General features: G+C 61.8%; 19 protein-coding genes and 1 other RNA gene. 12 read left to right on the top strand and 8 right to left on the bottom strand.

Translation table 11 applies throughout. The annotated features are described in order from the left end of the window. Positions 1-32 precede the first annotated feature (32 nt). Complete coding sequence (locus N4Q37_RS02355) at positions 33-2,417, top strand: sensor domain-containing diguanylate cyclase (protein ID WP_260954981.1); 2,385 nt, start codon at positions 33-35, stop codon at positions 2,415-2,417. Positions 2,418-2,602: 185 nt separating this feature from the next. Here the strand turns inward: N4Q37_RS02355 and dacB are convergent, their stop codons facing one another. Then, positions 2,603-4,069 (bottom strand): D-alanyl-D-alanine carboxypeptidase/D-alanyl-D-alanine endopeptidase, encoded by a 1,467-nt coding sequence (dacB, locus tag N4Q37_RS02350; protein ID WP_260954980.1) that lies wholly within the window; start codon positions 4,067-4,069, stop codon positions 2,603-2,605. 40 nt (positions 4,070-4,109) lie between these two features. Here dacB and N4Q37_RS02345 point away from each other — a divergent pair, with 40 nt between their 5' ends. Further along, positions 4,110-4,265, top strand: coding sequence for a hypothetical protein (locus N4Q37_RS02345; RefSeq protein ID WP_260954979.1), 156 nt, complete (start codon positions 4,110-4,112; stop codon positions 4,263-4,265). A gap of 35 nt (positions 4,266-4,300) precedes the next feature. Continuing rightward, positions 4,301-4,642: a YggL family protein gene (locus tag N4Q37_RS02340; RefSeq protein ID WP_260954977.1), complete on the top strand. Its 342-nt coding sequence runs from the start codon at positions 4,301-4,303 to the stop codon at positions 4,640-4,642. A 51-nt stretch (positions 4,643-4,693) separates the two neighbouring features. Here the strand turns inward: N4Q37_RS02340 and N4Q37_RS02335 are convergent, their stop codons facing one another. Next, entirely contained in the window at positions 4,694-5,881 is a 1,188-nt protein-coding gene (locus N4Q37_RS02335) for a benzoate/H(+) symporter BenE family transporter (RefSeq protein ID WP_260954976.1), read from the bottom strand. 262 nt (positions 5,882-6,143) lie between these two features. On the opposite strand from N4Q37_RS02335, the gene N4Q37_RS02330 reads away from it, so the two are divergent. Next, positions 6,144-6,908: a GntR family transcriptional regulator gene (locus N4Q37_RS02330; RefSeq protein WP_253472816.1), complete on the top strand. Its 765-nt coding sequence runs from the start codon at positions 6,144-6,146 to the stop codon at positions 6,906-6,908. A gap of 103 nt (positions 6,909-7,011) precedes the next feature. Here N4Q37_RS02330 and guaD read toward each other — a convergent pair whose 3' ends face one another. The 4 genes from guaD to xdhA all read right to left on the bottom strand — a co-directional run bounded on the left by guaD (position 7,012) and on the right by xdhA (position 13,142). Further along, positions 7,012-8,316: a guanine deaminase gene (gene guaD / locus N4Q37_RS02325; protein WP_260954975.1), complete on the bottom strand. Its 1,305-nt coding sequence runs from the start codon at positions 8,314-8,316 to the stop codon at positions 7,012-7,014. A gap of 19 nt (positions 8,317-8,335) precedes the next feature. Next, positions 8,336-9,178 carry a xanthine dehydrogenase accessory protein XdhC gene (gene xdhC / locus N4Q37_RS02320; RefSeq protein WP_260954974.1) on the bottom strand — a complete coding sequence of 281 codons (843 nt, stop codon included), beginning with the start codon at positions 9,176-9,178 and terminating at the stop codon, positions 8,336-8,338. A 123-nt stretch (positions 9,179-9,301) separates the two neighbouring features. Then, the gene (gene xdhB / locus N4Q37_RS02315; protein ID WP_260954973.1) at positions 9,302-11,695 is read right to left on the bottom strand and encodes a xanthine dehydrogenase molybdopterin binding subunit; all 2,394 of its coding nucleotides are present in this window, start codon (positions 11,693-11,695) and stop codon (positions 9,302-9,304) included. Next, positions 11,688-13,142, bottom strand: coding sequence for a xanthine dehydrogenase small subunit (gene xdhA, locus N4Q37_RS02310; protein ID WP_260954972.1), 1,455 nt, complete (start codon positions 13,140-13,142; stop codon positions 11,688-11,690). The genes xdhB and xdhA overlap by 8 nt, the downstream gene beginning before the upstream one ends. A gap of 359 nt (positions 13,143-13,501) precedes the next feature. Here xdhA and N4Q37_RS02305 point away from each other — a divergent pair, with 359 nt between their 5' ends. From N4Q37_RS02305 to ffs, 7 genes are all read left to right on the top strand, one after another. Beyond that, the gene (locus N4Q37_RS02305; protein WP_260954971.1) at positions 13,502-14,161 is read left to right on the top strand and encodes a GntR family transcriptional regulator; all 660 of its coding nucleotides are present in this window, start codon (positions 13,502-13,504) and stop codon (positions 14,159-14,161) included. 1 nt (position 14,162) lies between these two features. Continuing rightward, positions 14,163-17,651, top strand: coding sequence for a chromosome segregation protein SMC (gene smc / locus N4Q37_RS02300; protein ID WP_260954970.1), 3,489 nt, complete (start codon positions 14,163-14,165; stop codon positions 17,649-17,651). A gap of 216 nt (positions 17,652-17,867) precedes the next feature. Beyond that, positions 17,868-18,713 (top strand): cell division protein ZipA, encoded by an 846-nt coding sequence (gene zipA / locus N4Q37_RS02295; protein ID WP_260954968.1) that lies wholly within the window; start codon positions 17,868-17,870, stop codon positions 18,711-18,713. 151 nt (positions 18,714-18,864) lie between these two features. Beyond that, complete coding sequence (ligA, locus tag N4Q37_RS02290; protein WP_260954966.1) at positions 18,865-21,222, top strand: NAD-dependent DNA ligase LigA; 2,358 nt, start codon at positions 18,865-18,867, stop codon at positions 21,220-21,222. An 88-nt stretch (positions 21,223-21,310) separates the two neighbouring features. Continuing rightward, entirely contained in the window at positions 21,311-22,471 is a 1,161-nt protein-coding gene (locus tag N4Q37_RS02285) for a zinc-binding metallopeptidase family protein (RefSeq protein WP_260954964.1), read from the top strand. A 187-nt stretch (positions 22,472-22,658) separates the two neighbouring features. Then, positions 22,659-23,009, top strand: a complete 351-nt coding sequence (locus N4Q37_RS02280; RefSeq protein WP_260954963.1) for a hypothetical protein — start codon at positions 22,659-22,661, stop codon at positions 23,007-23,009. A 342-nt stretch (positions 23,010-23,351) separates the two neighbouring features. Then, positions 23,352-23,448: signal recognition particle sRNA small type (gene ffs, locus N4Q37_RS02275), an RNA gene on the top strand. Positions 23,449-23,614: 166 nt separating this feature from the next. On the opposite strand, the gene N4Q37_RS02270 is transcribed toward ffs, so the two are convergent. Next, the gene (locus N4Q37_RS02270; protein ID WP_260954962.1) at positions 23,615-23,929 is read right to left on the bottom strand and encodes a helix-turn-helix domain-containing protein; all 315 of its coding nucleotides are present in this window, start codon (positions 23,927-23,929) and stop codon (positions 23,615-23,617) included. A gap of 446 nt (positions 23,930-24,375) precedes the next feature. Between N4Q37_RS02270 and N4Q37_RS02265 the strand changes: the two genes are divergently transcribed. Then, positions 24,376-26,118 (top strand): putative bifunctional diguanylate cyclase/phosphodiesterase, encoded by a 1,743-nt coding sequence (locus N4Q37_RS02265; protein WP_260954961.1) that lies wholly within the window; start codon positions 24,376-24,378, stop codon positions 26,116-26,118. On the opposite strand, the gene N4Q37_RS02260 is transcribed toward N4Q37_RS02265, so the two are convergent. Continuing rightward, positions 26,070-26,834, bottom strand: a complete 765-nt coding sequence (locus N4Q37_RS02260) for a substrate-binding periplasmic protein (RefSeq protein ID WP_260954960.1) — start codon at positions 26,832-26,834, stop codon at positions 26,070-26,072. The two genes, N4Q37_RS02265 and N4Q37_RS02260, sit on opposite strands and share 49 nt — an antisense overlap. Between the last annotated feature and the right edge of the window lie 76 nt (positions 26,835-26,910).

The raw sequence follows: 26,910 nt of genomic DNA, 5'->3' as shown, positions 1-26,910 counted from the left end.
TTCCGTTGCCTGCCCCTTTCCGAGTCGTGTTTATGGCATTGCATCAGGTGCGTCCCAGGATCCTGGGCTTTATCAGCGAAGAAGTATCGGCCTGGCTGGTGGCTTCGCTGGTCCTGCTGGCCGGTATGCTGCTGACTGGCCTGCTGACGTGGGCGATGATGAATCTGTTCCAGCAGCAATTGCGCCAGCGCTTCGAGCTGCAAGCCGAGGAGCGTTTCAGCCGCATCGAGGAACGTTTCCAGGAGCAGGAGCAACGTCTCGACGGTCTGAGGCGTTTTTTTGCCAACTCCGAAGGGGTTTCCAACAACGAGTTCCGCGGTTACGTCGAGGCGATGTTGCGCCGTACCGGGGCCTTGGCCTGGGCGCCTCGGGTCTTTCGAGACGAACGACAGTCCTTTGAACAGCAGGCGCGCAGCGATGGGGTCACGGACTTCAGTATCCGGGAAACGGACGCCAGCGGGGCGCTGCGCCAGGCCGCTGAACGGGACGAATACGTGCCGGTGCAATACCTCCAGAGCCAGGGCTCCTACCGCACGCCATTGGGTCTGGATTTGCTGTACGAACCGATGCGCCGTGCCACTCTCGAACGGGCGCGCCAGCGCGGTGGGCTGGCGGTCTCGCCGCCGTTGGAACTGCTGGGTGTCGACCCGGCGCTGGCCCGAGGGGTGTTGCTGGCGGCGGCGGTGACTCGCGAGGGCGCCACGGAACCGTTCGGCTACGTGGTGGCGGCCATCAGCATGCAGCAGTTGATGGGCGACGGGCTGCCGATGCCCGACCACGACAATCTCTCGATGCGTGTCCTGGACCTGTCCACTGCTGATCGAGAGGAAATGCTGTTCGAGTCCCATAACCGACCGGGCCACAGCGATTTCTCGGCGAGCCGCCTGTTGCGCCTGGCCGATCATGATTTCAAGGTGGAACTGCGCCCCAGCCGTCTGTTCCTGTCGACCAACCATTCATCGATGACGAGCGTCGTGGTGCTGGGCGGTTTGCTCAGCGTGCTGCTCAGCGCCCTGCTGTATGTCTTGGTCAGCCAGCGGCAACGGGCCTTGACGCTGGTGGAGCAACGAACCCGCGAACTGCGCGCCCGGGAGGTCGAGCTGCGCGGTACCCATGGCCAGTTGCGCGGTGTGCTGAATGCCGCGACCCAGGTTGCGATCATTGCCACTGACCTGCGCGGGGTCATCACCACCTTCAACGCCGGCGCCGAGCAGATGCTCGGCTACCCCAGCTATGAAGTCCTGCAAAGCATGACGCTGGAGAACCTGCACCTTGCGCGCGAACTCCAGGCGCGTGCTGCTCAGCTTGGCGCGCGTCTTGGCAAGCCGATCCCCACGTGCCACGCGATGTTGCTCGAAAGCGGGGAGCAGGGGGAGCAACAGGCCCGGGAATGGACCCTGGTGCGCCGCGACGGCAGCCACCTGACCGTGAACATGCTGGCCACGCCCATGCTCGATGACCAGGGGCTGTGGATCGGGCACCTGGCGATCTGCATCGACATCACCGAACGCAAGCGGGTCCACGAAGCGCTGGCGGCTCGGGACCTGTTGTTGAAGAAGCTCAGCGCCCACCTGCCTGGAGGCATCTACCAGTTCAAGATGGATTTCAATGGCCGTTTCAGCGTGATCTATGCGAGCGACGGCATTCGCGATATCTACGAGTTGGAGCCCGACGTGCTGTTCCAGAACGCCGAGGCGGTTTTCTCGCGCATTCACCCCCAGGACAGCGCGCGGGTTCGGGCGTCGATCCGCACCTCGGCCGACCGCTTGAGTCCTTGGCGGGAAGAGTATCGGGTACTGCTGCCGCAACGTGGCCTGCGCTGGGTGCGGGGCGAGGCCACGCCGGAGGAACTGCCGGGTGGCGGGGTGTTGTGGCACGGTTATATTTCCGATATTTCCGATCTCAAGCGTGTGGAAGAGGAGTTGCGCGCGTTGTCGGTGACCGATGCCTTGACGGGAATTCGCAACCGACGCTACTTCCAGGAGCGCCTGACGTCGGAAATGTCCCGGGTCGAGCGTGGCTCCGGGGACCTGTCGGTGATCATGCTCGACATCGACCACTTCAAACGTATCAATGACCAGCACGGTCATGCGGTGGGCGACCGGGTGCTACAGGCAGTCTGCCAACGCATTGCCCAACGCTTGCGGCGCACCGATGTGTTCTGCCGGTTGGGTGGGGAAGAGTTCGTGGTGCTGTGCCCGGAGACCGACGGCGATGCCGCCCATTCCCTGGCGTTGGAGTTGTGGGAAGGCTTGCGCAGCGCGCCTATCGACGGCGTGGGCGTTGTCACCGCCAGCTTCGGCATTGCCAGTTGGCGCACCGGCGAGGGCGCGGATGCCTTGTTGCTACGCGCCGACTCCGGGGTGTACGCGGCCAAGCAGGCCGGGCGGGATCAGGTTGAGGTGCAGCTGGGCTGACTGTGGGAGCAAGCTCGCTCCCACAGTCAATTGCGGTGAATGCCATTTTTTTTGGATGACCACTCAAGGCCTGTGGGAGTAAAGCTTGCTCGCGAAACGGTGGCGCATTCAGCACTGATGTCAGCTGAGCCACCGCCATCGCGAGCAAGCTTTGCTCCTACAGGGCTATGCAGTGAATCCGGGACTCAGAGCACCGACGCCGTCTGCGGCAGTTTCGGTTGGCGATACAGGTCCAGCAGCACCTGGTCCAGCACCGACGACGCGCCCCAAGGCTTCGGATCATTGAGGATCGCCACCACGGCCCAGGTGTTGCCGTTGATGTCGCGGCTGAAGCCGGCGATGGCGCGGACAGTGTTCAGGGTGCCGGTCTTGACGTGGGCCTCACCGGCCATGGCCGTGGTCTTCAGGCGTTTGCGCATGGTGCCGTCGGTACCGGCGATCGGCATCGAGCTGATGTACTCCGCCGCATACGGGCTGCGCCAGGCGGCTTGCAGCATTGCGGCCATTTCCCGGGCGCTGACCCGTTCGGCGCGGGACAGACCGGAGCCGTTCTCCATCACCAGGTGTGGCGCGGTGATGCCTTTCTTGGCCAGCCACTGGCGCACCACCCGCTGTGCAGCCTTGGCGTCGTCGCCGTCGGCTTCATTGCGGAACTGCGCGCCCAGGCTCAGGAACAGCTGCTGGGCCATGGTGTTGTTACTGTATTTGTTGATGTCGCGGATGATCTCCGCCAGGTCCGGCGAGAAGGCCCGGGCCAGCACCTTCGCGTTGCTCGGGGTCGGTGCCAGGCGGTCCGCGCCCTGGATGCTGCCGCCCAGTTCCTTCCAGATCGCCCGCACGGCGCCGGCGGTGTAGGTGGCGTGATCGAGCAGCGACAGGTAGGTCTGGGAACTGCAACCGTCCCCCAACTGGCCACCCACGGTCACGGTCACGCTGCCGTCCGCCTGGGGCACTGGGTTGTAGCGCACGCCGCCGGCGCATTGCTTGGCGTTCACCGCCTTGACCTGGTTGTCGATGCGAATGCTGGCAATCGGCGGTTCCACCGACACCAGCACCCGACCGCCGTCATTGCGGGCGACGAAGCGCAGGGCCTTGAGGTTGACCAGCAACGAGTCGGGCTTGACCAGGAACGGCTTGTTCTCGTCGTTGCCGTCGTCATTGAACTCGGGCAGTTGCGGCTGGATGAAGAAACCGCGGTCCAGCACCAGGTCGCCAGTGACCTGCTGCACGCCGTTGGCCCGCAGGTCGCGCATCAGCAACCAGAGTTTTTCCATGTTCAGCTTGGGGTCGCCGCCGCCCTTGAGGTACAGGTTGCCGTTGAGGATCCCGCCACTGAGGGTACCGTCGGTGTAGAACTCGGTTTTCCACTGGTGATTGGGGCCGAGCATTTCCAGCGCCGCGTAGGTGGTCACCAATTTCATGGTGGACGCCGGGTTCACCGACACGTCGGCGTTGTACAGGGTCGGGGTGCCGGGGCCGTTGAGCGGCACCATCACCAGGGACAGGGCATCGTCTTGCAGCTTGCTGGCCTTGAGGGCCTTCTGCACGTTGGGCGACAGGGCAGTGTTGATCGTGGCGGCGTGGCTGGAGACAGGAAGGGCCAGGGGAAGAAGAAGGCTGGCCAGAAGCAGTGGACGCAAAGATTTGATCATGTAAATAAAACCCTACGGGCGAGGGGAAAAAGGCGAGGACATGAAAATGAACGTCCTCAATGGTCATGAAAGTGTCGGCATTATGCCCCAAGCTGAAACGCCTTGGGCCGTGCTTGAGCCTTTCGATGCGCTATTTTTTACCGACGGTAGGCCGAGACCGGCGATCAGTCGGGCAAACGATGCACCAAACTGGTAAAGTGCCGGCCGTTATTACTTATGAGGATTGTTCCAATGGCGACTAACCGTTCCCAGCGTCTGCGCAAGAAGCTGTGCGTGGATGAATTTCAAGAGCTGGGTTTCGAACTGAACCTGGATTTCAAAGAAGATCTGGCCGATGAGGCTATTGACACTTTCCTCGACGATTTCCTGAAGCAAGCCATGGAAGCCAACGGTCTGGGCTATGTTGGCGGCGACGACTACGGTCTGGTTTGCCTGCAAAAGCGTGGCTCGGTGTCCGAGGAGCAGCGCGCTGCCGTCGAGGCCTGGCTCAAGGCCCGTCCTGAGCTGACCAACGTGGAAGTCAGCCCGCTGATCGACGTCTGGTACCCGGAAAAGCCGATCAATCAGAAGTAAGCTACGAGCTTCGAGCTGCAAGATGCAAGTTAAGAGCTTGTAGCTTGCAGCTTATTTTTCCCAATTCAGAATCAACAGCGTCAACACCCCCGCCACAATCCCCCAGAACGCCGAACCGATGGAAAACAGCGTCAGCCCCGACGCCGTGACCATGAAGGTGACCAGCGCCGCTTCCCGTTCCCGGGCCTGGCTCATGGCGATGGTCAAGCCATTGATGATCGACCCGAACAGCGCCAGCGCCGCGATGGACAGCACCAGTTCCTTGGGCAGCGCCGCGAACAAGGCTGCCAGCGTCGCGCCGAACACCCCGGCGATCCCGTAGAAAATCCCGCACCAGACCGCCGCCGTGTAACGCTTGTTACGATCTTCATGGGCATGGGGTCCGGTGCAGATGGCCGCGCTGATGGCTGACAGGTTGATGCCGTGGGAGCCGAACGGTGCCAGCAGCAGCGAGGCGATGCCGGTGCTGGTGATCAGCGGCGAGGCCGGTACGTGGTAGCCGTCGGCCCGCAGCACGGCGATGCCGGGCATGTTTTGCGAAGTCATCGCCACTACAAACAGCGGGATGCCGATGCTGATGGTCGCAGCCAGCGAGAAGTGTGGCGTGGTCCAGACCGGCGTGGCGACTTCGAGGGAAAAGTGGCTGAAATCCAGCAGGCCCAGCAGACCGGAGAGTGCGGTGCCGATCAGCAGCGCCGCCAGCACCGCGTAACGGGGCGACAGGCGCTTGACGATCAGGTAAGTGAAGAACATCCCGAGCACCAGGCCGGTGCGGTGCTGGGTGGCGACGAAGATCTCGCTGCCGATCTTGAACAGGATGCCCGCCAGCAACGCCGCCGCCAACGAGGCCGGAATACGCTTGACCAGGCGCTCGAAACTGCCGGTCAGGCCGCAGATCGTCACCAGCACCGCGCAGGTGATGTAGGCGCCGATGGCTTCGCCATAACTCACCCCGCCCAGGCTGGTGATCAGCAACGCCGCGCCTGGCGTCGACCAGGCGATGGTGATCGGCGTGCGATAGCGCAGCGACAGGCCGATGGAGCACACCGCCATGCCAATGGAAATGGCCCAGATCCACGAGGAAATCTGCCCGCTGGTCAGCCCGGCCGCTTGTCCGGCCTGGAACATCAGTACCAGGGAGCTGGTGTAGCCGGTCATCATGGCGATGAACCCGGCGACAATGGCCGAGGGCGAAGTGTCGGCGAGCGGACGAAGTGGCATGGTCGTGACTTCGGTCATGGTGGGCGGTGATCCTTGTTATAAATTGGCAGGGCCTGAAGCTGCCATAGGTTCAGGTTCTCAAGCCTAGGGTTCGTACAAAGCCTAAACTCAACGCAGTTGGCAATTGCTATACAGCCGTGTCCGCAAACGGCCGTACAGTCGTGTTGCCATCAGAGGTTGTGTACAATCGGGCTGTTTTTTACGCGATACTTGCCAGCGACCCGCTGTGCCGTATTACAGTCACGGTCAATTCGCCGCCGCTCTTCCGACTCGAGTGCCCATGAACGAACAGTTGCAACCCCTCAAGAAACAACCGCGAGCAGGTAAAGCCGGCCGCAGTGGAACCCAGGACGATATCGTCTACGCGCATATCTTCGAGGCGATCCTGGAACAACGCCTGGCGCCCGGTACGAAGTTGAGCGAAGAGGCCTTGGGGGAGATTTTCGGGGTCAGCCGCACGATCATTCGTCGCGCGCTGTCACGCCTGGCCCACGAAGGCGTGGTGCTGCTGCGGCCCAATCGCGGCGCCGTGGTGGCCAGCCCGAGCGTCGAAGAGGCGCGCCAGGTATTCATGGCCCGGCGCCTGGTGGAGCGGGCGATCACCGAACTGGCCGTGCAACATGCCACGGCCGAGCAATTGGCCGAGCTGCGCCAGATGGTCAGCGACGAGCGCGACAGTTTCTCCCGGGGCGACCGTGGTGCCGGCATCCGCTTGTCGGGCGAGTTCCACCTCAAGCTGGCCGAAGCGGCGAAGAATGCTCCACTGATCAGCTTCCAGCGCAGCCTTGTGTCCCAGACATCGCTGATCATCGCCCAGTACGAAAGCGGCAACCGTTCCCACTGTTCCTACGACGAACACACCCAGTTGATCGACGCCATCGAGGCCCGCGACGCCACCCTGGCGGTGGACCTGATGATGCACCACATGGACCACATCGACAGCAAGCTCAACCTCGACGAAGAAAGTGCGTCGGATGACTTGCATGCGGTGTTCTCGCATTTGTTGCAGAGCAAGAAGCCTGGGCGTTCGCCGGCCAAGCTCTGACCTGTCGCAAGCTTGAAAAGATCGCCGCTTCCGGCAGCTCCCACGGGATAAATGTGATCCCCTGCAGGCGCTGCCGGAGGCGGCGATCTTTTGATTTAAACAGTTAGCGCCGATGCACCAACCGACCCGCCGCATAGGTCTGCATCACCGTTCGGTCATCCCCCAGCGTCATCAGCACAAACAACTTCTCGGCAATGTCTTTTGCCTGCTTCAGGCGATAACCCAGCAGCGGCGTGGCGTTGTAGTCCAGCACCAGGAAGTCCGCCTCGGTACCCGGTTGCAAAGTGCCGATCCTGTCTTCCAGCCGCAGGGCCCGGGCCCCGCCTAGAGTGGCCAGGTACAGCGACTTGAACGGACTCAACCGTGCGCCTTGCAATTGCATCACCTTGTAGGCTTCGTTGAGGGTTTGCAGCAGTGAAAAACTGGTGCCGCCGCCGACGTCCGTGCCCACTCCCACGTTCACCTTGTGTTTCTCGGCCATCGGCAGGTTGAACAGGCCGCTGCCGAGGAAAAAGTTCGAGGTCGGGCAGAAAGCGATGGCCGAACCGGTCTCGGCCAGCCGTGCGCATTCGTCGTCGCACAGGTGTACGCCGTGGGCAAGCACCGAGCGCTCGCCGAGCAGTTGGTAGTGGTCGTAGACGTCCAGGTAGCCCTTGCGCTCGGGGAACAGTTCCTTGACCCACTGCACTTCCTGCAGGTTTTCGCTGATGTGGGTCTGCATGTACAGGTCGGGGTACTCACCGAGCAACTGGCCGGCCAGGGCCAATTGTTCCGGCGTGCTGGTCGGGGCGAAGCGTGGGGTCACGGCGTAGTGCAGGCGGCCCTTGCCGTGCCAACGCTCGATCAGCGCCTTGCTCTGGGTGTAGCTGGATTCTGCGGTGTCGACCAGGTAGTCCGGGGCGTTGCGGTCCATCATCACCTTGCCGGCGATCATCCGCAGGTCGAGTTTCTGGGCCACTTCAAAGAACGCGTCCACCGACTGCGGGTGCACGCTGCCGAAGACCAGCGCGGTGGTGGTGCCGTTGCGCAGCAGTTCCTTGACGAAGATATCGGCTACGGCGTCGGCATGGGCCTTGTCGGCGAACTGGCGTTCGCAGGGGAAGGTGTAAGTGTTGAGCCAGTCCAGCAATTGCTCGCCGTAGGCGCCGACCATGCCGGTCTGCGGCAGGTGGATGTGGGTGTCGATGAAGCCGGGGGTGATCAGCGCGTCCGGGTAATGAGTGATCTCGACATCCGCCGCCAGGGTTGGCAGCAGGTCATGGGCATGGCCGATGGCACTGATCTGGCCGTTCTCCACCACCAGCACACCGTCCTCGAAATATTCATAGGAGGCCGGGATACCGACTTCGGCCGGGTCGGCGAGGCTGTGGAGCAGGGCGGCGCGGTAGGCTTTGCGTGACAGGGGCATGGGGGTTCTCAATGATTGTTCAACGGTTCGCCTGGCTGCGGCGCGAGGCCGGCAGCAGCTTGGCAATCGGTTCGGCGCGTGCGGTGTGCTGGCCGAAATCCGCGTTATAGGTGGCGATGATTTCGCCGGCGATGGAGATGGCGATTTCCACGGGCAACTTGCCCTTGACCTCGCCGATGCCCATCGGGCAACGCATGCGTTGCAGGGCGCTGCTGTCGAAGCCGCGATCGCGTAGGCGATGTTCGAACTTGACCCGCTTGGTCTTCGAACCGATCAGGCCGAAGTAGGCGAAGTCGTTGCGCTTGAGGATTGCGGCGCTCAGTTCCAGGTCGAGCTGATGGTTGTGGGTCATGACGATGCAGTAGCTGCCGGCGGGCAAGTCATCGACTTCATCCAGCGGATCTTCGCTGACGATTTTCAGGACGCCGTGGGGCAGTTGTGCGGGAAACTCGGCTTCCCGCGAGTCAATCCAGCGCACGCGACATGGCAGGCTCGCCAGCAGCGGCACCAGGGCGCGGCCGACATGGCCGGCGCCGAACACCGCAATCTGCGCCTGCACCTGGCCCATGGGTTCGAACAGCAGCACGGTCACGCCGCCGCAGCACTGACCCAGGCTGGCGCCGAGGCTGAAACGCTCCAGATGGGTGGTTTGCTGGCCGCTGGCGAGCATTTGCCGGGCGAGCTCCATGGCCTTGTATTCCAGGTGCCCGCCACCGATGGTGTCGAACGCCTGGCTGGCGCTGATGACCATCTTCGAACCGGCGTTGCGCGGCGTGGAGCCGAGCTCTTCGATGATCGTCACCAGCACGCAGGGTTCGCCGCGGGTTTGCAGGTCGGCTAGGGCGCTGATCCAGTTGTACATGTTCACCTCGACATTGCTGTTGTCTCTTCAGCCGCCATCGCGAGCAAGCTTGGCTCCCACAGGGACTTTGTTAACCCTATCCCTTGTGGGAGCCAAGCTTGCTCGCGATGGCCGCACCGCGGTCTAAAGCTCGAGCACCTCGGCTTCAGTTTCCGTAACCACCTTCAAGCTCCGCATCCGTTCACACCCCCACAACACCCGCTCGGGTGTCGCCGGCGCATCGATGCCGGGTTGATGCCGGTAATCCCCCAGGCTCGCCACGGCGTCCTTGATGGCGCACCACACGGCGATGCCGAGCATGAACGGCGGTTCGCCCACGGCTTTGGAGTGGAACACCGTGTCTTCCGGGTTCTTGCGGTTTTCCACCAGCTTCACCCGCAAATCCAGTGGCATGTCGGCCACGGTCGGGATCTTGTAGCTGGCCGGGCCATTGGTCAGCAGCTTGCCCTTGTCGTTCCACACCAACTCTTCCATGGTCAGCCAGCCCATGCCCTGGATGAAGCCGCCCTCGACCTGGCCCATGTCGATGGCCGGGTTCAGCGAGGCGCCGACGTCGTGGAGGATGTCGGTGCGCAGCATCTTGTACTCGCCGGTCAGGGTGTCGACGATCACCTCGGCACAGGCCGCGCCAAAGGCGTAGTAGTAGAATGGCCGACCACGGGCCTGGCTGCGGTCGTAGTAGATTTTCGGGGTCTTGTAGAAGCCAGTGCTCGACAGCGAGACCTGGGCGAAATACGCCTGCTGCACCAGCGCCTCGAACGTCAGGATGTGATCGCGCACCCGCACATGGCCATTGTGGAACTGCACGTCTTCTTCGCTGACCTTGTACTGCCGCGCGGCAAACTCCACCAGGCGTCGCTTGATGGTTTCGGCGGCATTCTGCGCGGCCTTGCCGTTCAGGTCGGCACCGCTGGAGGCCGCGGTGGGCGAGGTGTTTGGCACTTTATCGGTGTTGGTCGCGGTGATCTGCACCCGGTCCATTTCCACCTGGAACACCTCGGCCACCACTTGCGCGACCTTGGTGTTCAAGCCCTGGCCCATTTCGGTACCGCCATGGTTCAGGTGGATGCTGCCGTCGGTGTAGACATGGACCAAAGCACCTGCCTGGTTGAGAAAGCTGGCAGTGAACGAGATGCCGAACTTGACCGGCGTCAGCGCCAACCCCTTCTTCAGGACCGGGCTGTTGGCATTGAAACGCCGGATCGCTTCGCGGCGCTCGGCGTACTGGCTGCTTGCTTCCAGTTCGGCGGTCATTTCCTCGAGCATGTTGTGCTCGACGGTCTGGTAGTAGTGGGTGACGTTGCGCTCGGTCTTGCCGTAGTAATTGGCCTTGCGCACGGCCAGCGGGTCGAGCCCCAGGTGCCGGGCGATGGCGTCCATGACTTCTTCGATGGCGACCATGCCCTGCGGCCCGCCGAAACCCCGGTAGGCGGTGTTCGAGGCGATGTTGGTCTTGCAGCGGTGGCCATTGATGGTCGCATCGCCCAGGTAATAGGCATTGTCGGCATGGAACATCGCCCGGTCGACAATCGACGCCGACAGGTCCGGCGAGCAACCGCAATTGCCGGCCAGTTCCAGGGCGATGCCGTGCAGGCGTCCGGTGCTGTCGAAACCTACGTCGTATTCGATGTAGAACGGGTGGCGCTTGCCGGTCATCAGCATGTCTTCGACCCGCGGCAGGCGCATCTTGGTTGGCTGGCCGGTGAGGTGGGCGATCACCGCGCACAGGCACGCCGGGCTGGCGGCCTGGGTTTCCTTGCCACCGAAGCCGCCGCCCATGCGGCGCATGTCGACGACGATTTTGTTCATCGACACGCCCAGTACTTCGGCCACCAGTTTCTGCACCTCGGTGGGGTTCTGGGTGGAGCAGTAGACGAGCATGCCGCCGTCTTCGGTGGGCATCACCGACGACACTTGGGTTTCGAGGTAAAAGTGTTCCTGGCCGCCGATGTGCAGCGAGCCCTGGATGCGATGTTCGGCACTCGCCAAGGCAGCGGCCGAATCGCCGCGCTGGTGGGTGTGGCTGTCCAGCACGAAGTGCCGCTTGCGCAGGGCTTCGACCACGTCCAGCACCGGTTCCAGGTCTTCGTATTCAATGATCGCCGCCATCGCCGCCTGGCGGGCCGTGTCGAGGTCTTTGGCGGCGACAGCCAGCACCGGTTGACCGACGAACTGCACGTCATCGATGGCCAGCAACGGATCACCGGGCAACAGCGGGCCGATGTCCTTCAGGCCGGGGATGTCACGGTGGGTGATGGCGATGCGCACGCCGTCGAAGGCGTAGCAGGGCGTGGTGTCGATCCGCAGGACCCGCGCGTGGGCGCGGTCCGAGAGCCGCGCATAAACGTGCAATTGGTTGGGGAATTCCAGGCGATCATCGATGTACTGCGCTTCGCCGGACACGTGTTTGGCGGCGCTGTCGTGCTTGACGCTGCGGCCCACCCCGGTGGTCAGGTCGCGGGCGAACAGCTCGGCCAGCTCGTCTTGAGTCTTCTCAGGGGCGTGATGGTTAGACATAAGCGGTCACCCGGGTCTCGATGTGCGGCGTTTGCAGTTCGATGTAGTATTTGCGCAGCAGGTTGCGGGCGCTGAGCAGGCGGTATTCCTTGCTTGCGCGCAGGTCCGACAGCGGTGTGAAATCCTCGGCCAGGGCGGCGCAGGCGCGCTCGACGGTGCTTTCGGTCCACGGCGCGCCGACCAGGATGGCTTCACAGTGCTTGGCGCGCTTGGGCGTTGCCGCCATGCCACCGAAGGCCACGCGCGCATCACGAACCACGCCGTTGTCGATGCGCAGGTTGAATGCGGCGCACACGGCGCTGATGTCATCGTCCAGGCGCTTGGAAACCTTGTAGGCACGAAACGCCTGCTCGGCGCTGGCGCGGGGCACGATGATCTTTTCGATGAACTCGCTGTCCTGGCGGGCGGTGACCCGGTAATCGATGAAATAGTCTTCCAGGGCCAGAGTGCGGCGGGACTGGCCCTTGCACAGCACGATCTGCGCGCCGAGGGCGATCAGCAGGGGTGGCGAGTCGCCAATGGGCGAGGCGTTGCCGATGTTGCCACCCAGGGTGCCCTGGTTGCGGATCTGCAGCGAGGCGAAGCGCTGCAACAGTTCGCCAAAATCCGGGTATTCGGCGTTCAAGGCTTCATAGCAATCGGACAGCGCGGTGGCCGCGCCGATCTCCAGGCGATCGTCGAAGCGCTCGATACCCTTGAGTTCAGCAACGTTGCCCACGTAGATCATCACGGGCAGGGTGCGGTGAAGCTGGGTGACTTCCAAGGCCAGGTCGGTACCGCCGGCCAGCAGCCGTGCCTGGGGATAGGCGTCGTAGAGGTCAGCCAGGTCGGCGAGGGTCAGCGGCACCAGGCAACGCTTGTCGCCGCTGTTGAGTTCGCCGGTGTCCGTTGGCGCGATGGCCTTGAGGCGCGCGATGGTCTCGGCTTCGCGGGCGTCGAACTGATCCGGTTGCTTGCCCCGGCAGGCTTGCTCGGCGGCGGCCAGGATCGGTCGGTAGCCCGTGCAGCGGCACAGGTTGCCGGCCAGGGCTTCGTGGGTCTTGTGGGCATCAGGTTGCGTGCTGTTCTTTTGCAGGGCGAACAACGACATGACGAACCCAGGCGTGCAGAAACCGCACTGCGAGCCGTGGCAGTCGACCATCGCCTGCTGGACACTGTGCAACTGGCCCTGGTGCTTGAGGTCTTCAACGCTGATCAGTTGCTTGCCGTGCAGGGACGAGACGAAGGTCAGGCACGCGTTGAGGCTGCGGTAGCGAATGTGCTCGCGACCGTTTTCATCCGTATCCAGCTCGCCCACCACGACGGTGCACGCGCCACAGTCGCCGCTGGCGCAGCCTTCTTTGGTGCCGGGTTTGCCCACATGCTCGCGCAGGTAATTGAGCACTGTCAGGTTCGGGTCCAGGGCATGCTCGCGACGGAGCTCCTGGTTGAGTAAAAACTGGATCACGGAAGGCCTCGCAGATTCATTATTGTTGTACTCGACGTGGAGTGAATTTATCAGGTCTGACTTTTCGGTCAATAAAATTCTGACTTAAGGGTCAGGAAAATAGATTTTGTGAAGCGGCTCCAGATGGGGGGACACTGCAAAACCCTGTGGGAGCCAAGCTTGCTCGCGATGGCGGCGATACATTCAGTATGGATGCAAGCTGACATACCGCTATCGCGAGCAAGCTTGGCTCCCACAGGGTGCGGCAGGGCGCTTTTTTGCTTATATCGTGCCAAAACCCGATACAGGCCCCGCGCCATGATCTGCCGAGTGCGCTACACTTCGCCGCTTGTGTGAATCGAAGAGTTTGAAGGACAACCATGACGTTCAAGGCCCCGGACAGCCTCGCCGAACAAATCGCCCATCATCTGGCCGAGCGCATCATTCGCGGCGAGATGAAGCCGGGAGAGCGCATCCAGGAGCAGAAGGTCACGCAGGCCCTCAATGTCAGCCGCGGCTCGGTTCGCGAGGCCCTGCTGATCCTCGAGCGGCGTCACCTGGTCGCGATCCTGGCGCGTCGGGGCGCCCACGTCACTGTGCTCACCGAACATAAGGTGCGCAGCCTTTGCGCGCTGATGAGCGAGCTCTACATCCTGCTGGGCAATGCCGTGGCCGACGGTTGGAAGGAACAGGCGGACATGACGCCGTTCGTCGCGATCCAGCAGCGTCTCCAGGACGCCTTCGCACGCCAGGACATCCGTACTTTCGTCGATGAAAGCTTCAGCGTGATGCGCGCGGCTTACCCGTTCGCCAACAACCCGTACTTGCAGGAAACCGTCGAGAATCTGCAGCCGGCCATGAGCCGTGCCTATTTCCTGGCCCTGGAACAGCGCAAGGCCGAAATGGGCGAATTTCTCGATTTGTTCCAGCGCCTGCTCACCGCCGTGCTGGCCCGTGATTTGCCGCAGATTCGCCTCGTGCTGACGGCCTACGCCCAGCGCAGTTGCGATCTGGTGGTTTCTGCCCTGACGGCGGCCTGACGTGCGGCTCAAGTGCATCAAGCTGGCGGGGTTCAAATCCTTCGTCGATCCGACCACGGTGAATTTCCCCAGCAACATGGCGGCCGTGGTCGGGCCCAATGGCTGCGGCAAGTCGAACATCATCGACGCCGTGCGCTGGGTGATGGGCGAGAGTTCGGCCAAGAACCTGCGGGGCGAGTCGATGACCGACGTCATCTTCAACGGCTCCACCAGCCGCAAGCCGGTCAGCCAGGCCAGCATCGAGCTGGTGTTCGATAACTCCGACAGCACCCTGGTCGGCGAATACGCGGCCTATGCCGAAATTTCCATCCGTCGCAAAGTGACCCGCGACAGCCAGAACAGCTATTACCTCAACGGCGCCAAATGCCGGCGCCGGGACATCACCGATATTTTCCTCGGCACCGGCCTGGGGCCGCGCAGTTACTCGATCATCGAACAGGGCATGATCTCCAAGCTGATCGAAGCCAAGCCCGAAGACCTGCGCAATTTCATCGAAGAAGCCGCCGGTATTTCCAAATACAAGGAACGGCGTCGCGAAACCGAAAACCGCATTCGCCGCACCCACGAAAACCTCGCGCGCCTGACCGACCTGCGCGAAGAGCTCGATCGTCAGCTCGAGCGGCTGCATCGCCAGGCCGAGGCCGCGAAAAGGTATCAGGAATACAAGGCCGAGGAACGTCAGCTCAAGGCGCAACTGTCGGCCTTGCGCTGGCAGGCGCTGAACGAGCAGGTCGGCCAGCGCGAGGCGATCATCGGCAACCAGGAAGTCAGTTTCGAAGCCCTGGTGGCCGAGCAACGCAACGCCGATGCGGCTATCGAACGCTTGCGCGACGGGCATCATGAGTTGTCCGAACGCTTCAATCTGGTGCAGGGGCGCTTCTATTCGGTCGGGGGCGATATCGCCCGGGTCGAGCAGAGCATCCAGCATGGCCAGCAACGGCTGCGTCAGTTGCAGGACGACTTGAAAGAAGCCGAGCGTGCGCGTCTGGAAACCGAGTCCCACCTGGGCCACGACCGCACCTTGCTGCTCACCCTCGGCGAAGAGTTGGAAAGGCTCACGCCGGAGCAGGAAATGACCAGCGTCGCCGCCGAAGAGGCCGCCGCTGCGCTGGAGGAGGCCGAGCTGACCATGCACGGCTGGCAGGAGCAGTGGGACCGTTTCAACCTGACCTCGGCTGAGCCGCGGCGCCAGGCCGAGGTCCAGCAGGCGCGCATCCAGCAATTGGAAACCAGCATGGAGCGCCTGGCCGAGCGTCAACGCCGGCTGGCCGAAGAGCGCGCCTTGCTAGCGGCGGACCCCGAAGACGCGGCGATTCTGGACCTGAGCGAGCAACTGGCCGCCAGCGAAGCCACCCTCGAAGACTTGCAAGCCAGCGAAGACGCCCAGGTCGAACGGCTCGAGCAACTGCGCCAGGCCCTGCAACTGGCCTTGCACAACCAGCAGCAGGCCCAGGGCGAGTTGCAGCGGCTCAATGGTCGCCTGGCTTCGCTGGAAGCCTTGCAGCAAGCCGCGCTGGATCCGGGCACCGGCACGGCCGAATGGCTTCGGGATCAGCAACTGAGTGAACGCCCGCGGTTGGCCGAAGGGCTGAAGGTCGACGCCGGTTGGGAACTGGCGGTGGAAACCGTGTTGGGTGCTGACCTGCAAGCGGTCCTGGTGGAGGACTTTGGCGGCTTCGACCTGTCGGGCTTCAGCCAAGGCGATCTGCGCTTGCTCAGCCCGACGGTGGATGGCGTGCGGATTCCGGGCAGCTTGCTGGATAAGGTCGAGGCCCAGGTCGATCTGTCGCCCTGGCTGGGCCAGGTCAAACCGGTGGACAGCCTGGAACAGGCACTGGCCCTGCGCGGGCAACTGGCGGCTGGCGAAAGCCTGATCAGTCGAGACGGCTATTGGGTTGGCCGGCATTTCCTGCGGGTACGCCGGGCCAGCGAAGCCGAGAGCGGCATGCTCGCCCGTGGCCAGGAAATCCAACAGTTGAGCGCCGAGCGCGAGGAGCGCGAGGCCAGCGTCGAAGCCCTGGAAACCGAATTGCAGAACCTGCGGGCGCAGCAGCGTCAACAGGAGAACGGCCGCGAACACCTGCGCCGGCTATTGCAGGACGAAGCGCGCCAGCAGGGCGAGCTCAAGGCCCAGCTGTCGGCCGGCAAGGCCAAGGCCGAGCAGCTGGCGTTGCGCCGCACCCGCCTCGAAGAAGAAATGGCCGAGCTCGGCGAGCAGCGGGAGCTGGAACACGAACAGATCGGTGAAGCACGCCTGCACTTGCAGGAAGCCCTCGATACGATGGCGGTGGACACCGAACAGCGCGAGCTGCTGCTGGCCCAGCGCGACAGCCTGCGCGAGCGCCTCGACCGGGTGCGCCAGGAAGCCCGCCAGCACAAGGACCATGCCCACCAGTTGGCGGTGCGCCTGGGGTCGCTCAAGGCTCAGTACGATTCCACGCGCCAGGCGCTGGAACGGCTGGAAATGCAGTCTGAACGCCTGACCGAAAAGCGCGAGCAACTGAGCCTGAACCTGGAAGAGGGCGCCGCCCCGCTGGAGGAGCTGCGCCTCAAGCTCGAAGAACTGCTCGACAAGCGCATGAGCGTCGACGAAGAACTCAAGACGGCGCAATTGACTCTGGAAGACGCCGACCGGGAATTGCGCGACGCCGAGAAGCGTCGCAGCCAGGCCGAGCAGCAAGCCCAGTTGATCCGCGGCCAGATGGAGCAGCAGCGCATGGAGTGGCAAGCCCTCACCGTGCGCCGTAAAACCTTGCAGGACCAGTTGCTCGAAGACGGCTACGACCTCAACGGTGTGCTCGCTACCCTGGTGGCCGGGGCTAGCGAGAAGGACGCCGAAGAGGAACTGGAACGCATCGCCGCGCGTATCCAGCGGCTGGGAGCCATCAACCTGGCCGCCATCGACGAGTACCAGCAGCAGTCCGAGCGCAAGCGTTACCTGGATGCCCAGGATGCCGACCTGGTGGAGGCGCTGGAAACCCTGGAAAACGTCATCCGCAAGATCGACAAGGAAACCCGCAACCGCTTCAAGGATACCTTTGATCAGATCAACAGCGGTTTACAGGCACTTTTCCCAAAAGTTTTCGGTGGAGGCAGTGCCTACTTGGAACTGACGGGCGAAGATCTACTCGATACAGGAGTGACGATCATGGCGCGTCCTCCTGGCAAGAAAAACAGCACCATTCACTTGCTCTCCGGCGGTGAGAAGGCGTTGACGGCACTGGCCCTGGTCTTTGCCATTTTCAAATTGAACCCGGCGCCGTTCTGCATGCTCGACGAGGTCGATGCACCGCTGGACGACGCTAACGTGGGCCGTTACGCACGGCTGGTGAAGGAAATGTCCGAAACGGTGCAGTTCATCTATATCACGCACAACAAGATCGCCATGGAAATGGCCGATCAGCTGATGGGGGTGACCATGCACGAGCCCGGTTGCTCGCGACTGGTGGCGGTGGATGTAGAGGAGGCCATGGCGATGGTGGACGCTTAGTGGCGAGCTTCAAGCGTAAGCTGCAAGCGGGGGTGGTTCCAGCTTGTGGCATGCAGCTTGTAGCTTGTAGCTGTTCGTCATGCTAGTTTAATGTCAATTTTTCGTATGCGTGGGCAAAACGCCATTCAGAACATAGAGTTGGCTCCACGTTTTAAAGCGGTTTGCAAATAGCTAAGCCCCTTATTTTTCAGCATTTTTATAGAGGCACGGGATTACATGGAAATCGGTCTGCGCGAGTGGCTGATCGTCATCGGCATCATTGTCATTGCCGGTATTCTTTTCGACGGCTGGCGCCGCATGCGTGGCGGCAAGGGCAAGCTCAAGTTCCGCCTGGATCGCAGCCTGTCGAACCTGCCGGACGACGATGACAATACCGAGCTGCTGGGCCCACCCCGGGTGCTGGAAACCCACAAGGAGCCGCAGCTGGATGAACATGACCTGCCTTCGGTCAGCGCACCGGTGCGCGAGCCTCGGGAATCGGGTTCCAAGCGTGGCAAGCGCAACAACGAGCCGTCCCAGGGTGATTTGAACCTGAACCTCGACCTGGATGGTGGCCCGAGCCTCAGCAGTCGCGACAGTGACTACCCGGACGAGAGCAAGGCCTCGAGTTCCGACAAGGACCAGGCCCAGGCTGAAGAAGTGCTGGTGATCAGTGTGATCTGCCGCGACCCGGCCGGCTTCAAGGGGCCTGCGCTGCTGCAGAACATCCTGGAAAGCGGCTTGCGTTTCGGCGAGATGGACATTTTCCACCGTCACGAGAGCATGGCCGGCAACGGCGAGGTGCTGTTCTCCATGGCCAACGCGGTCAAGCCTGGCGTGTTCGACCTGGACGACATCGACCACTTCAGCACTCCGGCGGTGAGCTTCTTCCTCGGTTTGCCAGGCCCACGTCATCCCAAGCAGGCCTTCGACGTCATGGTGGCGGCGGCGCGCAAGCTGTCCCAGGAGCTTAACGGTGAGCTCAAGGACGACCAGCGCAGCGTGCTGACTGCCCAGACCATCGAGCATTACCGCCAGCGCATCGTCGAATTCGAGCGCCGGGCATTGACCCAGAAGCGCTGAGGCTGCCAACAGGAGCGAGGAGCTTTTTGTGGCGAGGAGATAAATCCCCTCGCCACAGGTTCTGCATTCGGCCGGTCCAAGTTCGACTTGCCGAGGAGATTAGAAAATTGAGCAGCCTCGGCTGCTCTTTTGCTTTATGAGAGAACACCTAATGAATGCCGTCGAAACCCGCATCCTGGCACTGCGTACCGAGCTGGATCAGCACAACTATCGCTACCACGTCCTGGATGAACCCAGTATCCCGGACGCCGAATACGATCGTCTGTTCCACGAACTCAAGGCCTTGGAAGAACAGCATCCGGAGCTGGTGACCAGCGATTCCCCGACGCAACGGGTCGGCAGCGTGGCGCTGTCGGCGTTCAGCCAGGTGCGTCACGAGATCCCGATGCTCAGCCTGGGCAACGCCTTCGACGAAACCACCATGCGTGAGTTCGATCGCCGGGTGACCGAAGGCCTGGACCTGCCCTTGGGCGATCTGCTGGGCGGTGGCGCCGCGGTTGAATACAGTTGCGAGCCGAAGCTCGATGGCCTGGCGGTCAGCTTGTTGTATCAGGACGGCATGCTGGTGCGCGGGGCCACCCGTGGCGACGGCACCACCGGTGAAGATATCAGTGTCAACGTGCGCACCGTGCGCAACATTCCCCTCAAGTTGCAGGGCAGTGGTTGGCCGCCGGTGCTGGAAGTGCGCGGCGAGGTGTACATGTCCAAGGCCGGCTTCGAGCGTCTCAACGCCACGCAATTGGAATCGGGTGGCAAGACCTTCGCCAACCCGCGTAACGCGGCAGCCGGCAGTCTGCGCCAGTTGGATTCGAAAATCACCGCCAGCCGCCCCCTGGAATTCTGCTGCTATGGTATCGGCCAGGTGAGCGCCGACATCGCCGACAGCCACATTGGCAACCTCAAGCAGCTCAAGGCCTGGGGTCTGCCCATCAGCCGCGAGCTGAAGTTGGCCCGCGGCCTGGATGAGTGCCTGGATTACTACCGCGACATTGGCGAGCGCCGCAATGCGTTGCCTTATGAAATCGACGGCGTGGTGTTCAAGGTCAACAGCATCGCTTCCCAGCGTGAGCTCGGTTTCCGTGCCCGAGAGCCGCGTTGGGCCATCGCCCATAAATTCCCGGCGAGCGAAGAACTCACCGAGTTGCTGGACGTGGAGTTCCAGGTTGGCCGCACCGGTGCCGTAACGCCCGTGGCGCGGCTCAAGCCGGTCAGGGTCGCGGGTGTGACGGTGGCCAATGCCACGCTGCACAACATGGACGAAGTGGCGCGTTTGGGGCTGATGATCGGTGACACGGTGATCATCCGCCGCGCCGGGGACGTGATTCCGCAAGTGGTGCAGGTGGTCACCGAGCGTCGGCCGGAGCATGCTCGTCCGGTCGCAATCCCACAGCAGTGCCCGGTGTGCGGCTCCCATGTGGAGCGCACACAACTGATCAAGCGCAGCAAGGGCCGCGAAACCATCAGCGAGGGGGCCGTGTACCGCTGCGTCGGTCGCCTGGCCTGTGGCGCGCAGCTCAAGCAGGCGATCATCCACTTCGTGTCGCGCCGGGCCATGGACATCGAAGGCCTGGGGGAAAAGAGTGTCGAGCAGTTGGTGGATGAAGGGCTGGTGGGCTCACCGGCCGATCTGTATGCCCTGACCTTTGAACAAGTGGTCGACCTGGAAGGCTTCGCCGAACTGTCGAGCAAGAACCTGTTGGCGGCCATCGCCGACAGCAAGCAGCCTGGGCTGGCGCGCTTCATCTATGCCCTTGGCATTCCCGACGTGGGTGAAGAGACCGCCAAGGTCCTGGCTCGCTCCCTCGGTTCCCTTGCGCGCGTGCAAGCGGCGCTGCCGCAGGTATTGACCTATCTGCCGGACGTGGGCCTGGAAGTCGCCCATGAGATCCACAGCTTCTTCGAGGATTCGCACAACCGCCAGGTGATCGAAGACCTGCTACGCCACGGTCTTGATATCCAGGACCAAGGTGAATTGGGTGCCGAATTCGCCGCCAGTACTACCCTGGGCGGTTTTCTCGACAAGTTGAACATCCCTTCGGTTGGCCCTGGCGGGGCGCAGAAACTGGCGGACAAGTTCGGCACACTCGAGGCAGTGATGAACGCCGACTGGCTGGACATGCGCCAGGCGTTGCCGGAGAAGCAGGCCAATGCCGTGCGTGAGTTTTTCGCCATCGCCGCCAATCGCCAGCAGGCCGAGGCCGCGGAACAGCAATTGCGGGATTTCGGTATGCACTGGCGGAGCGAGAAAAAGGTTGTCGAAGGCTTGCCCGAAACCGGTCATACCTGGGTGCTGACTGGGACGCTGGAGCTGATGAGCCGCGACGTCGCCAAGGAAAAACTCGAGAGCCTGGGAGCCAAGGTCGCCGGTTCCGTGTCGGCTAAAACCTACTGCGTCGTGGCCGGGCCGGGCGCCGGTTCGAAATTGACCAAGGCCAATGAGCTGGGGCTCAAGGTGCTCGACGAGCAAGCGTTTGTCGGTTTCCTGATGGAGCATGGCATCCCGCTCTGAGTGGATGCCTGGGGCCTGTAGCGCAGGACATGGGAACGATCGTGGAAGTCGGGTGATCTAGTCTTGGAGGTTCCAGGGAGAGATCGCCATGTACCGCTTCTTCGAACAATTGAGCTCGCGCATCGCCGCGCCATTCCTGGGCGACCGTTCGCGCAACAGCAAGGTCTGGCCGTGTCGCTGCGGCCAGTCGCTGTTCTTTCGCAATAGCCAGTGCCTGGCTTGTCTCGCGGCGCTGGGCTATCAGCCGGAGCAGAGCCGCCTGTCGTCCCTGCAACCTGGCGAGCATCCCGATACCTGGACCCTGGATGCCGATCCGCAGGCCGGGCTTTTTCGCCGCTGCGTCAACCTCGATTCGCCGGCGGCCTGCAATTGGCTGTTGCCGGCCGACGGACACGACACCCTGTGCATCGCCTGCCGCCTGAACCGCACCATCCCCGACCTGTCGATCCCGGAGAATCCGGAGCGCTGGCGCAAGGTCGAAACCGCCAAGCGCCGGCTGGTAGCGCAACTGATTACCCTCGGTTTGCCGATCACTCCAAAAACCGTCGATGAAACCCAGGGCCTGGCGTTCGATTTCATCGGTATCGAGCCCGACGGCACACCGCCGACCACCGGTCATGCCAGCGGCCTGATCACCCTCGACATCAAGGAAGCCGACGATGCCCATCGCGAGCAAATGCGCCAGCAGTTGCACGAACCTTATCGCACCTTGCTCGGGCATTTTCGGCATGAGGTGGGGCATTACTATTGGGATCACCTGATTGCCAATAGTCATTGGCTTGAAGCCTTTCGTCAGTTGTTCGGCGACGAGCGCGCCAGCTATTCCCAGGCGTTGGAGCGGCACTATCAGCACGGCGCGCCCCCGGGCTGGGAAACTTGCCATGTCAGTGCCTATGCCACTATGCACCCTTGGGAGGACTGGGCCGAGACTTGGGCCCATTATCTGCACATGACGGACGCGGTGGACACGGCGTTGGGTTTTGGCATGAGCGCCCGGGACATGGATTTCGACTACCAGCCATTCCCACCCGACACTCTGTTTGACCCTGCGCACCCGGGCGGCGAGGCGTTCCTGTCGTTCGTCAACGCCTGGATCGAACTGGCTGGCATGCTCAACGAACTGTCCCGCAGCATAGGCCAGGCAGATTTCTACCCGTTCGTCGTACCGGCGACGGTGATCACCAAGCTGCATTTCATCCACCTGGTGATCCAGGAAGAGGGTGGTCGGGCGGATGAGGTGTTGTTGTAGTTATATCCATGCTGCGGGTGATGGAATATTCAATTGGGAAATTGAACTCAGTAAATGGACAGCCTGCTTATCAAAAGACTGGGCGCCTCAATTAATTCCATTTGTTTTGATTGTGCCTGCGCGCCTGAACTTTCCCTTACCATAAAAGCCCGCCATGGAAGATGGCCTACTTATTATGGAAGATGCAATGAAAGATCATGAAATTAATGCGGTAGCGAAAATACCTAATGCGCCTCGGCGGCTTTCCCAGGCTGGGCAAAGCCGGTACACCATCATATTGGCGTGGCAGATTCCGGATAATGTCCGGCCCGACCAGGTGGCTGCGCACACGTTCAGGGTGACGGCCGTGGCAACTGGGCAGGGGCAGTTCGTCCCTGCAACCACCGTGCGGCCGGACCATCGTGGCTGGTACCGACATGAAATAGGCGTCAGCGGGGCTGCGCAGCCTGTCTATTTCAATGTTCAAGTTCGAGCCCAGGCCCTCAATGGGGAATATGGGCCGTTCTGCCCGGCGGTGGTTTGCAATACTTCGTCGTGATCGATGGTTTGATATCGGACGCGCTTCAAAGTCGTAATTGATTGCAAGTCATTACATGCTCGGCTTTTTACAGCATCGCGAGCAGGCTCGCTCGTGAATGGAGTGCGGGCTCACGGGACTGGCTTTCATCCGGATTTTCTGTGGGGGCGAGTTTGCTCGCGAAAGCGGTGGGGCAGCTTGCACTTGCGTCACATGTGCCACCACCATCGCGAGCAAATGCTCCTCCCACAGCAAGTGCTTGAACATCTTCAGTTTTTTTATCCGGCACGGACGGTTGTAACTTCTCGCCAGATAGGTACAATGGCGCGGCTCGCCGACTGGTGAGCGTCGTTATGGTGACCCCATCGGTCCCCCCGCAACGATTACCCGTGAACCTGGTCAGATCCGGAAGGAAGCAGCCACAGCGGGAACATTGTGTGCCGGGGTGTGGCTGGTGGGGTCGCCTCCATAACGCCCCAGACCTTCGTTCGCAAGGTCTTCCCGATGTCCTTACTTCTTTGTTGTTTGCCGGTCGATCCTCGATCGAGGCTTTCTGCTGTCCAGACTTTGGCGGGAGCCCGATCTGTACGGCACGGACAACCCCATCCCGCTTTTTCATGCCTGCATCAAGGCTTGGACAACACCTGGTCAACCGCTGCGATCAGCTTCCCCAGGTCCGTCGGGGTGGCTTTGTGTATGACGCCGAACAGGTATGCCCGCTGTTCATCTTCATCGGTCATGTCGGCAAAGAATGCTTTGAGTTGTACGTCCAGCGCGCCAGCGAACAAGGACAAGGCTTCCACGCTGGGGATGTAAGTACCGGTTTCGAAGCGGCTAATGGTTTTGGGGTCAAAACCGGTTTTTTCGCCAAGTTCAGCCTGAGTAAGCCCTGCTACTTTACGGTAGCGTCTGATGGCTGGACCCAAACTTGAAATTTGCATCGCTTAATTCCCATTTAGAATCAAGAACTTAACGATAGATTTTTGCATTAGGCAACCACGTGTTCCATCACCTTGCTTTGCAAAGTGTGATGTGTTTCGTAGAATCGGCCTCTGGCACGGGCGTTCAGCGGCTTGCTTCTATGCAAAAAGATCGGACTTGGCGTCCTTGTCGCGTCGACCTGTTACTCCGCGAAAGCCGTGCCCAGCTTTTTCCAAGGTGTTTGAGCCTAAGCTCTGTACGAAAAGTCTTGAGACGAAGGTCAGGCAAGGCGAAAACAGCCGAGCAAGCGCAGTGTACTGGAGTACATGAGCATTCCGAGGCTGTTTTCAACGCGGCATGAACGAGTATCGAGGCTTTTCGTGCAGAGCCTAGTTGATTTTCGCCTTTTCTGGAGGCGGTGCAACCGCGCGCGATAAATGAGCCTGACTCATGGATGAATGCTTCGATGGATAAGAAGTACCGAAGAGCCGTTGATGCCGCCGCGATTTTTTCCGAAACCGATCTTGACGGCTGCATCACCTACGTCAATGACCAGTTCTGTCACCTTTTCGGCTATCGGCGCGATGAATTGCTGGGGGCCAATCATCGCCTGCTCAACTCCGGTCATCATCCCGAAGAGTTCTTCGGCGCCATGTGGCGCACAATCGCATTGGGGCAGGTCTGGAAAGGGGAAATCTGTAACCGGGCCAAGGACGGTACGTTGCACTGGGTCGATACCACCCTGGTACCGGTGATCGATGACGCGTCCGGACAGATCGAACGCTACCTGGCGATTCGCTTCGATGTCAGTGAAAAGCGTCAACTGCTGCATTCGCTGCAGTGGCGGGTCGGGCATGATGTTTTGACCGGCTTGCCCAATCGCACTTATCTGTCCGATCTGCTGGACCAGGCCTTGGCGTTTTCCCGCGAGGAAAGGTTCCCCTTGGCCGTGTGCATGCTCGACCTGGACGGTTTCAAGGCCGTTAACGATGGTCATGGCCACGCCAGTGGGGATCAGTTGCTGGTGGAGGTCGCCCGGCGCCTGCGTAGCATCGTGCGTGGCGAAGACGTGGTGGCACGGCTGGCGGGGGACGAGTTCGTCCTGGTGTTGCGTCACGTGCGGGGACAGGAGGAGTTGCATGCCGCGTTGAACCGCGTACTGACAGGTGTTTCCATGCCCTATGCCATCAACGGTAAGGGCATCAAGGTGTTCGCCAGTGTCGGCGTCACGTTGTTCCCCGCCGACAATGAAGACGCCGACACCTTGTTACGCCACGCCGACCAGGCGATGTACGTGGCCAAGCAGAGCGGCCGCAATCGCTATCATTTGTTCGACGTGTCCCGGGACAAGGAAGTGCGGGCCACCTATCAGTCTGTGGAGCGGGTCCGTCAGGCGTTGCTGGAAGACGAGCTGCGGCTGCATTTCCAGCCCAAGGTCAACATGCGCAACGGCGCCGTGGTGGGCCTCGAGGCGCTGTTGCGTTGGAAGCATCCGCAACGAGGCCTGATACCGCCCCGGGAGTTCTTGCCACTGGTGGAGGGGACCGACCTGATTGTCGACATCGGCGAGTGGGTCATGGAGCAGGTGCTGGGCCAATTGCAGCAATGGCAGCGGGTGGGGCAGGGCTGGCCGGTGAGTATCAATATTTCGGCGCGGCATTTTCAGCGCGCGGACTTCGTTGAGCGTCTGCGGCGTGTGCTGGAGCGGCATTCGGTCGTGTCGCCGCACTTGTTGGATTTGCAGATCGTCGAGTCTGTCGCCGTAGAAAACCTGGCGCATGTGAGCGCCTGCCTCAAGGCATGCCAGGCGTTGGGGGTAGGGTTCTCGCTGGGTGGTTTCGGCACGGGCTACTGTTCCCTCAAGGACCTCAAGCACCTGCGCACGCAGACCATCAAGATCGACAAGACCTTTATCCGCGATATCCTCAATGACCGCGACGATCTGGCGCTGACCGAAGCGATCATCGGCCTGGCCCGGGCGTTTGGCCGCGAGGTCGTTGCCGAGGGATTGGACAGCCTCGAGCATGGACAACTGCTGCTACGCCTGGGCTGCGAAGTCGCCCAAGGCTATTTTATCGCCCGGCCCATGCCGCCCGAGCGGATTCCGGGCTGGGTGAGGGGGTTCGTGTTGCCGCCGCAATGGCGACAACGCGCAGGTGTTCAGGGGGAGGCGGCCTCGACATCCGACGCCGCGTTGCGCCCGGTATAGAGCTGGATGATTGCGTCGATTTCTCCTGATGCCTTCATCTGCTGCAAGGTGCGCAAAATGCGTTGGGTCGCCAACCTGGGGTCGTTGCGTAGGTAGCAACTCAGTTCCTGTTCCTGGAGCACGGCCACGCCGTGCAATTGCCGGTCGGCAGTGTGCCGTTGGTTGAACCAGTCCAGCGCCCACTGATTGCTCATCCCGTAGCGATAGCGCCCGGCCAGGAGCTTGGCCAGCACTTGTTCCTGGCTGCGGGCATCGTCGCGCCGCAAGCGGCCACTGTCGAACAACGGCTGCAGGGTTGGATAGACATAGCCGAGCATGGTGCCGATGGGTTGTGGCTCCAGCGCCTTGAGTGAAACCGTCGAGGGCGCGCTTGACGTGCCGACCAGCAGGTCGCGTTGGAAGAACAGCGGCACGCTCCACAGGTAGTCGCCACGGTTGGCGACCCAATCGGGGGAGACATAGCAACGGATGTCGATTTCACCCTGTTGCATGGCTCCATCCAATCGGGCACGAGACAGTACATGGAATTGAGCTGGCATGCCCACCTGCGTGGCCAGGCTGGTCATGATGTCGGGCATGATGCCCTGGGTCGGACGGCCTCGTTCGATCTGCACCATGGGCATGGCCCAGCCGTCGGTAATGGCGAAACGCAACGGCACTTCCTCGGCGAAACAACCGCTACCCAGCAACAGCAGTGCCCCCATGGCTGAGCGCATAAACTCTCCTGACGATGCAAAAAGTGTCGACAACGAGCCCCAGGATCCAAGCTTAGTCAGATTAGACGAGCACACC

This window comes from Pseudomonas citri, assembly GCF_025336485.1.
In the GTDB taxonomy this organism is placed as follows: domain Bacteria; phylum Pseudomonadota; class Gammaproteobacteria; order Pseudomonadales; family Pseudomonadaceae; genus Aquipseudomonas; species Aquipseudomonas citri.
Note: the sequence above shows the minus strand (reverse complement) of the source record. Positions and strands in the feature narration are given on the sequence as shown.

Coding starts and splice junctions, on each gene's coding strand:
- N4Q37_RS02355 (WP_260954981.1), top strand. CDS start 33: ATGGCATTGCATCAGGTGCGTCCCAGGATCCTGGGCTTTATCAGCGAA.
- dacB (WP_260954980.1), bottom strand. CDS start 4,069: ATGATCAAATCTTTGCGTCCACTGCTTCTGGCCAGCCTTCTTCTTCCC.
- N4Q37_RS02345 (WP_260954979.1), top strand. CDS start 4,110: ATGAAAATGAACGTCCTCAATGGTCATGAAAGTGTCGGCATTATGCCC.
- N4Q37_RS02340 (WP_260954977.1), top strand. CDS start 4,301: ATGGCGACTAACCGTTCCCAGCGTCTGCGCAAGAAGCTGTGCGTGGAT.
- N4Q37_RS02335 (WP_260954976.1), bottom strand. CDS start 5,881: ATGACCGAAGTCACGACCATGCCACTTCGTCCGCTCGCCGACACTTCG.
- N4Q37_RS02330 (WP_253472816.1), top strand. CDS start 6,144: ATGAACGAACAGTTGCAACCCCTCAAGAAACAACCGCGAGCAGGTAAA.
- guaD (WP_260954975.1), bottom strand. CDS start 8,316: ATGCCCCTGTCACGCAAAGCCTACCGCGCCGCCCTGCTCCACAGCCTC.
- xdhC (WP_260954974.1), bottom strand. CDS start 9,178: ATGTACAACTGGATCAGCGCCCTAGCCGACCTGCAAACCCGCGGCGAA.
- xdhB (WP_260954973.1), bottom strand. CDS start 11,695: ATGTCTAACCATCACGCCCCTGAGAAGACTCAAGACGAGCTGGCCGAG.
- N4Q37_RS02305 (WP_260954971.1), top strand. CDS start 13,502: ATGACGTTCAAGGCCCCGGACAGCCTCGCCGAACAAATCGCCCATCAT.
- zipA (WP_260954968.1), top strand. CDS start 17,868: ATGGAAATCGGTCTGCGCGAGTGGCTGATCGTCATCGGCATCATTGTC.
- ligA (WP_260954966.1), top strand. CDS start 18,865: ATGAATGCCGTCGAAACCCGCATCCTGGCACTGCGTACCGAGCTGGAT.
- N4Q37_RS02285 (WP_260954964.1), top strand. CDS start 21,311: ATGTACCGCTTCTTCGAACAATTGAGCTCGCGCATCGCCGCGCCATTC.
- N4Q37_RS02280 (WP_260954963.1), top strand. CDS start 22,659: ATGAAAGATCATGAAATTAATGCGGTAGCGAAAATACCTAATGCGCCT.
- N4Q37_RS02270 (WP_260954962.1), bottom strand. CDS start 23,929: ATGCAAATTTCAAGTTTGGGTCCAGCCATCAGACGCTACCGTAAAGTA.
- N4Q37_RS02265 (WP_260954961.1), top strand. CDS start 24,376: ATGGATAAGAAGTACCGAAGAGCCGTTGATGCCGCCGCGATTTTTTCC.
- N4Q37_RS02260 (WP_260954960.1), bottom strand. CDS start 26,834: ATGCGCTCAGCCATGGGGGCACTGCTGTTGCTGGGTAGCGGTTGTTTC.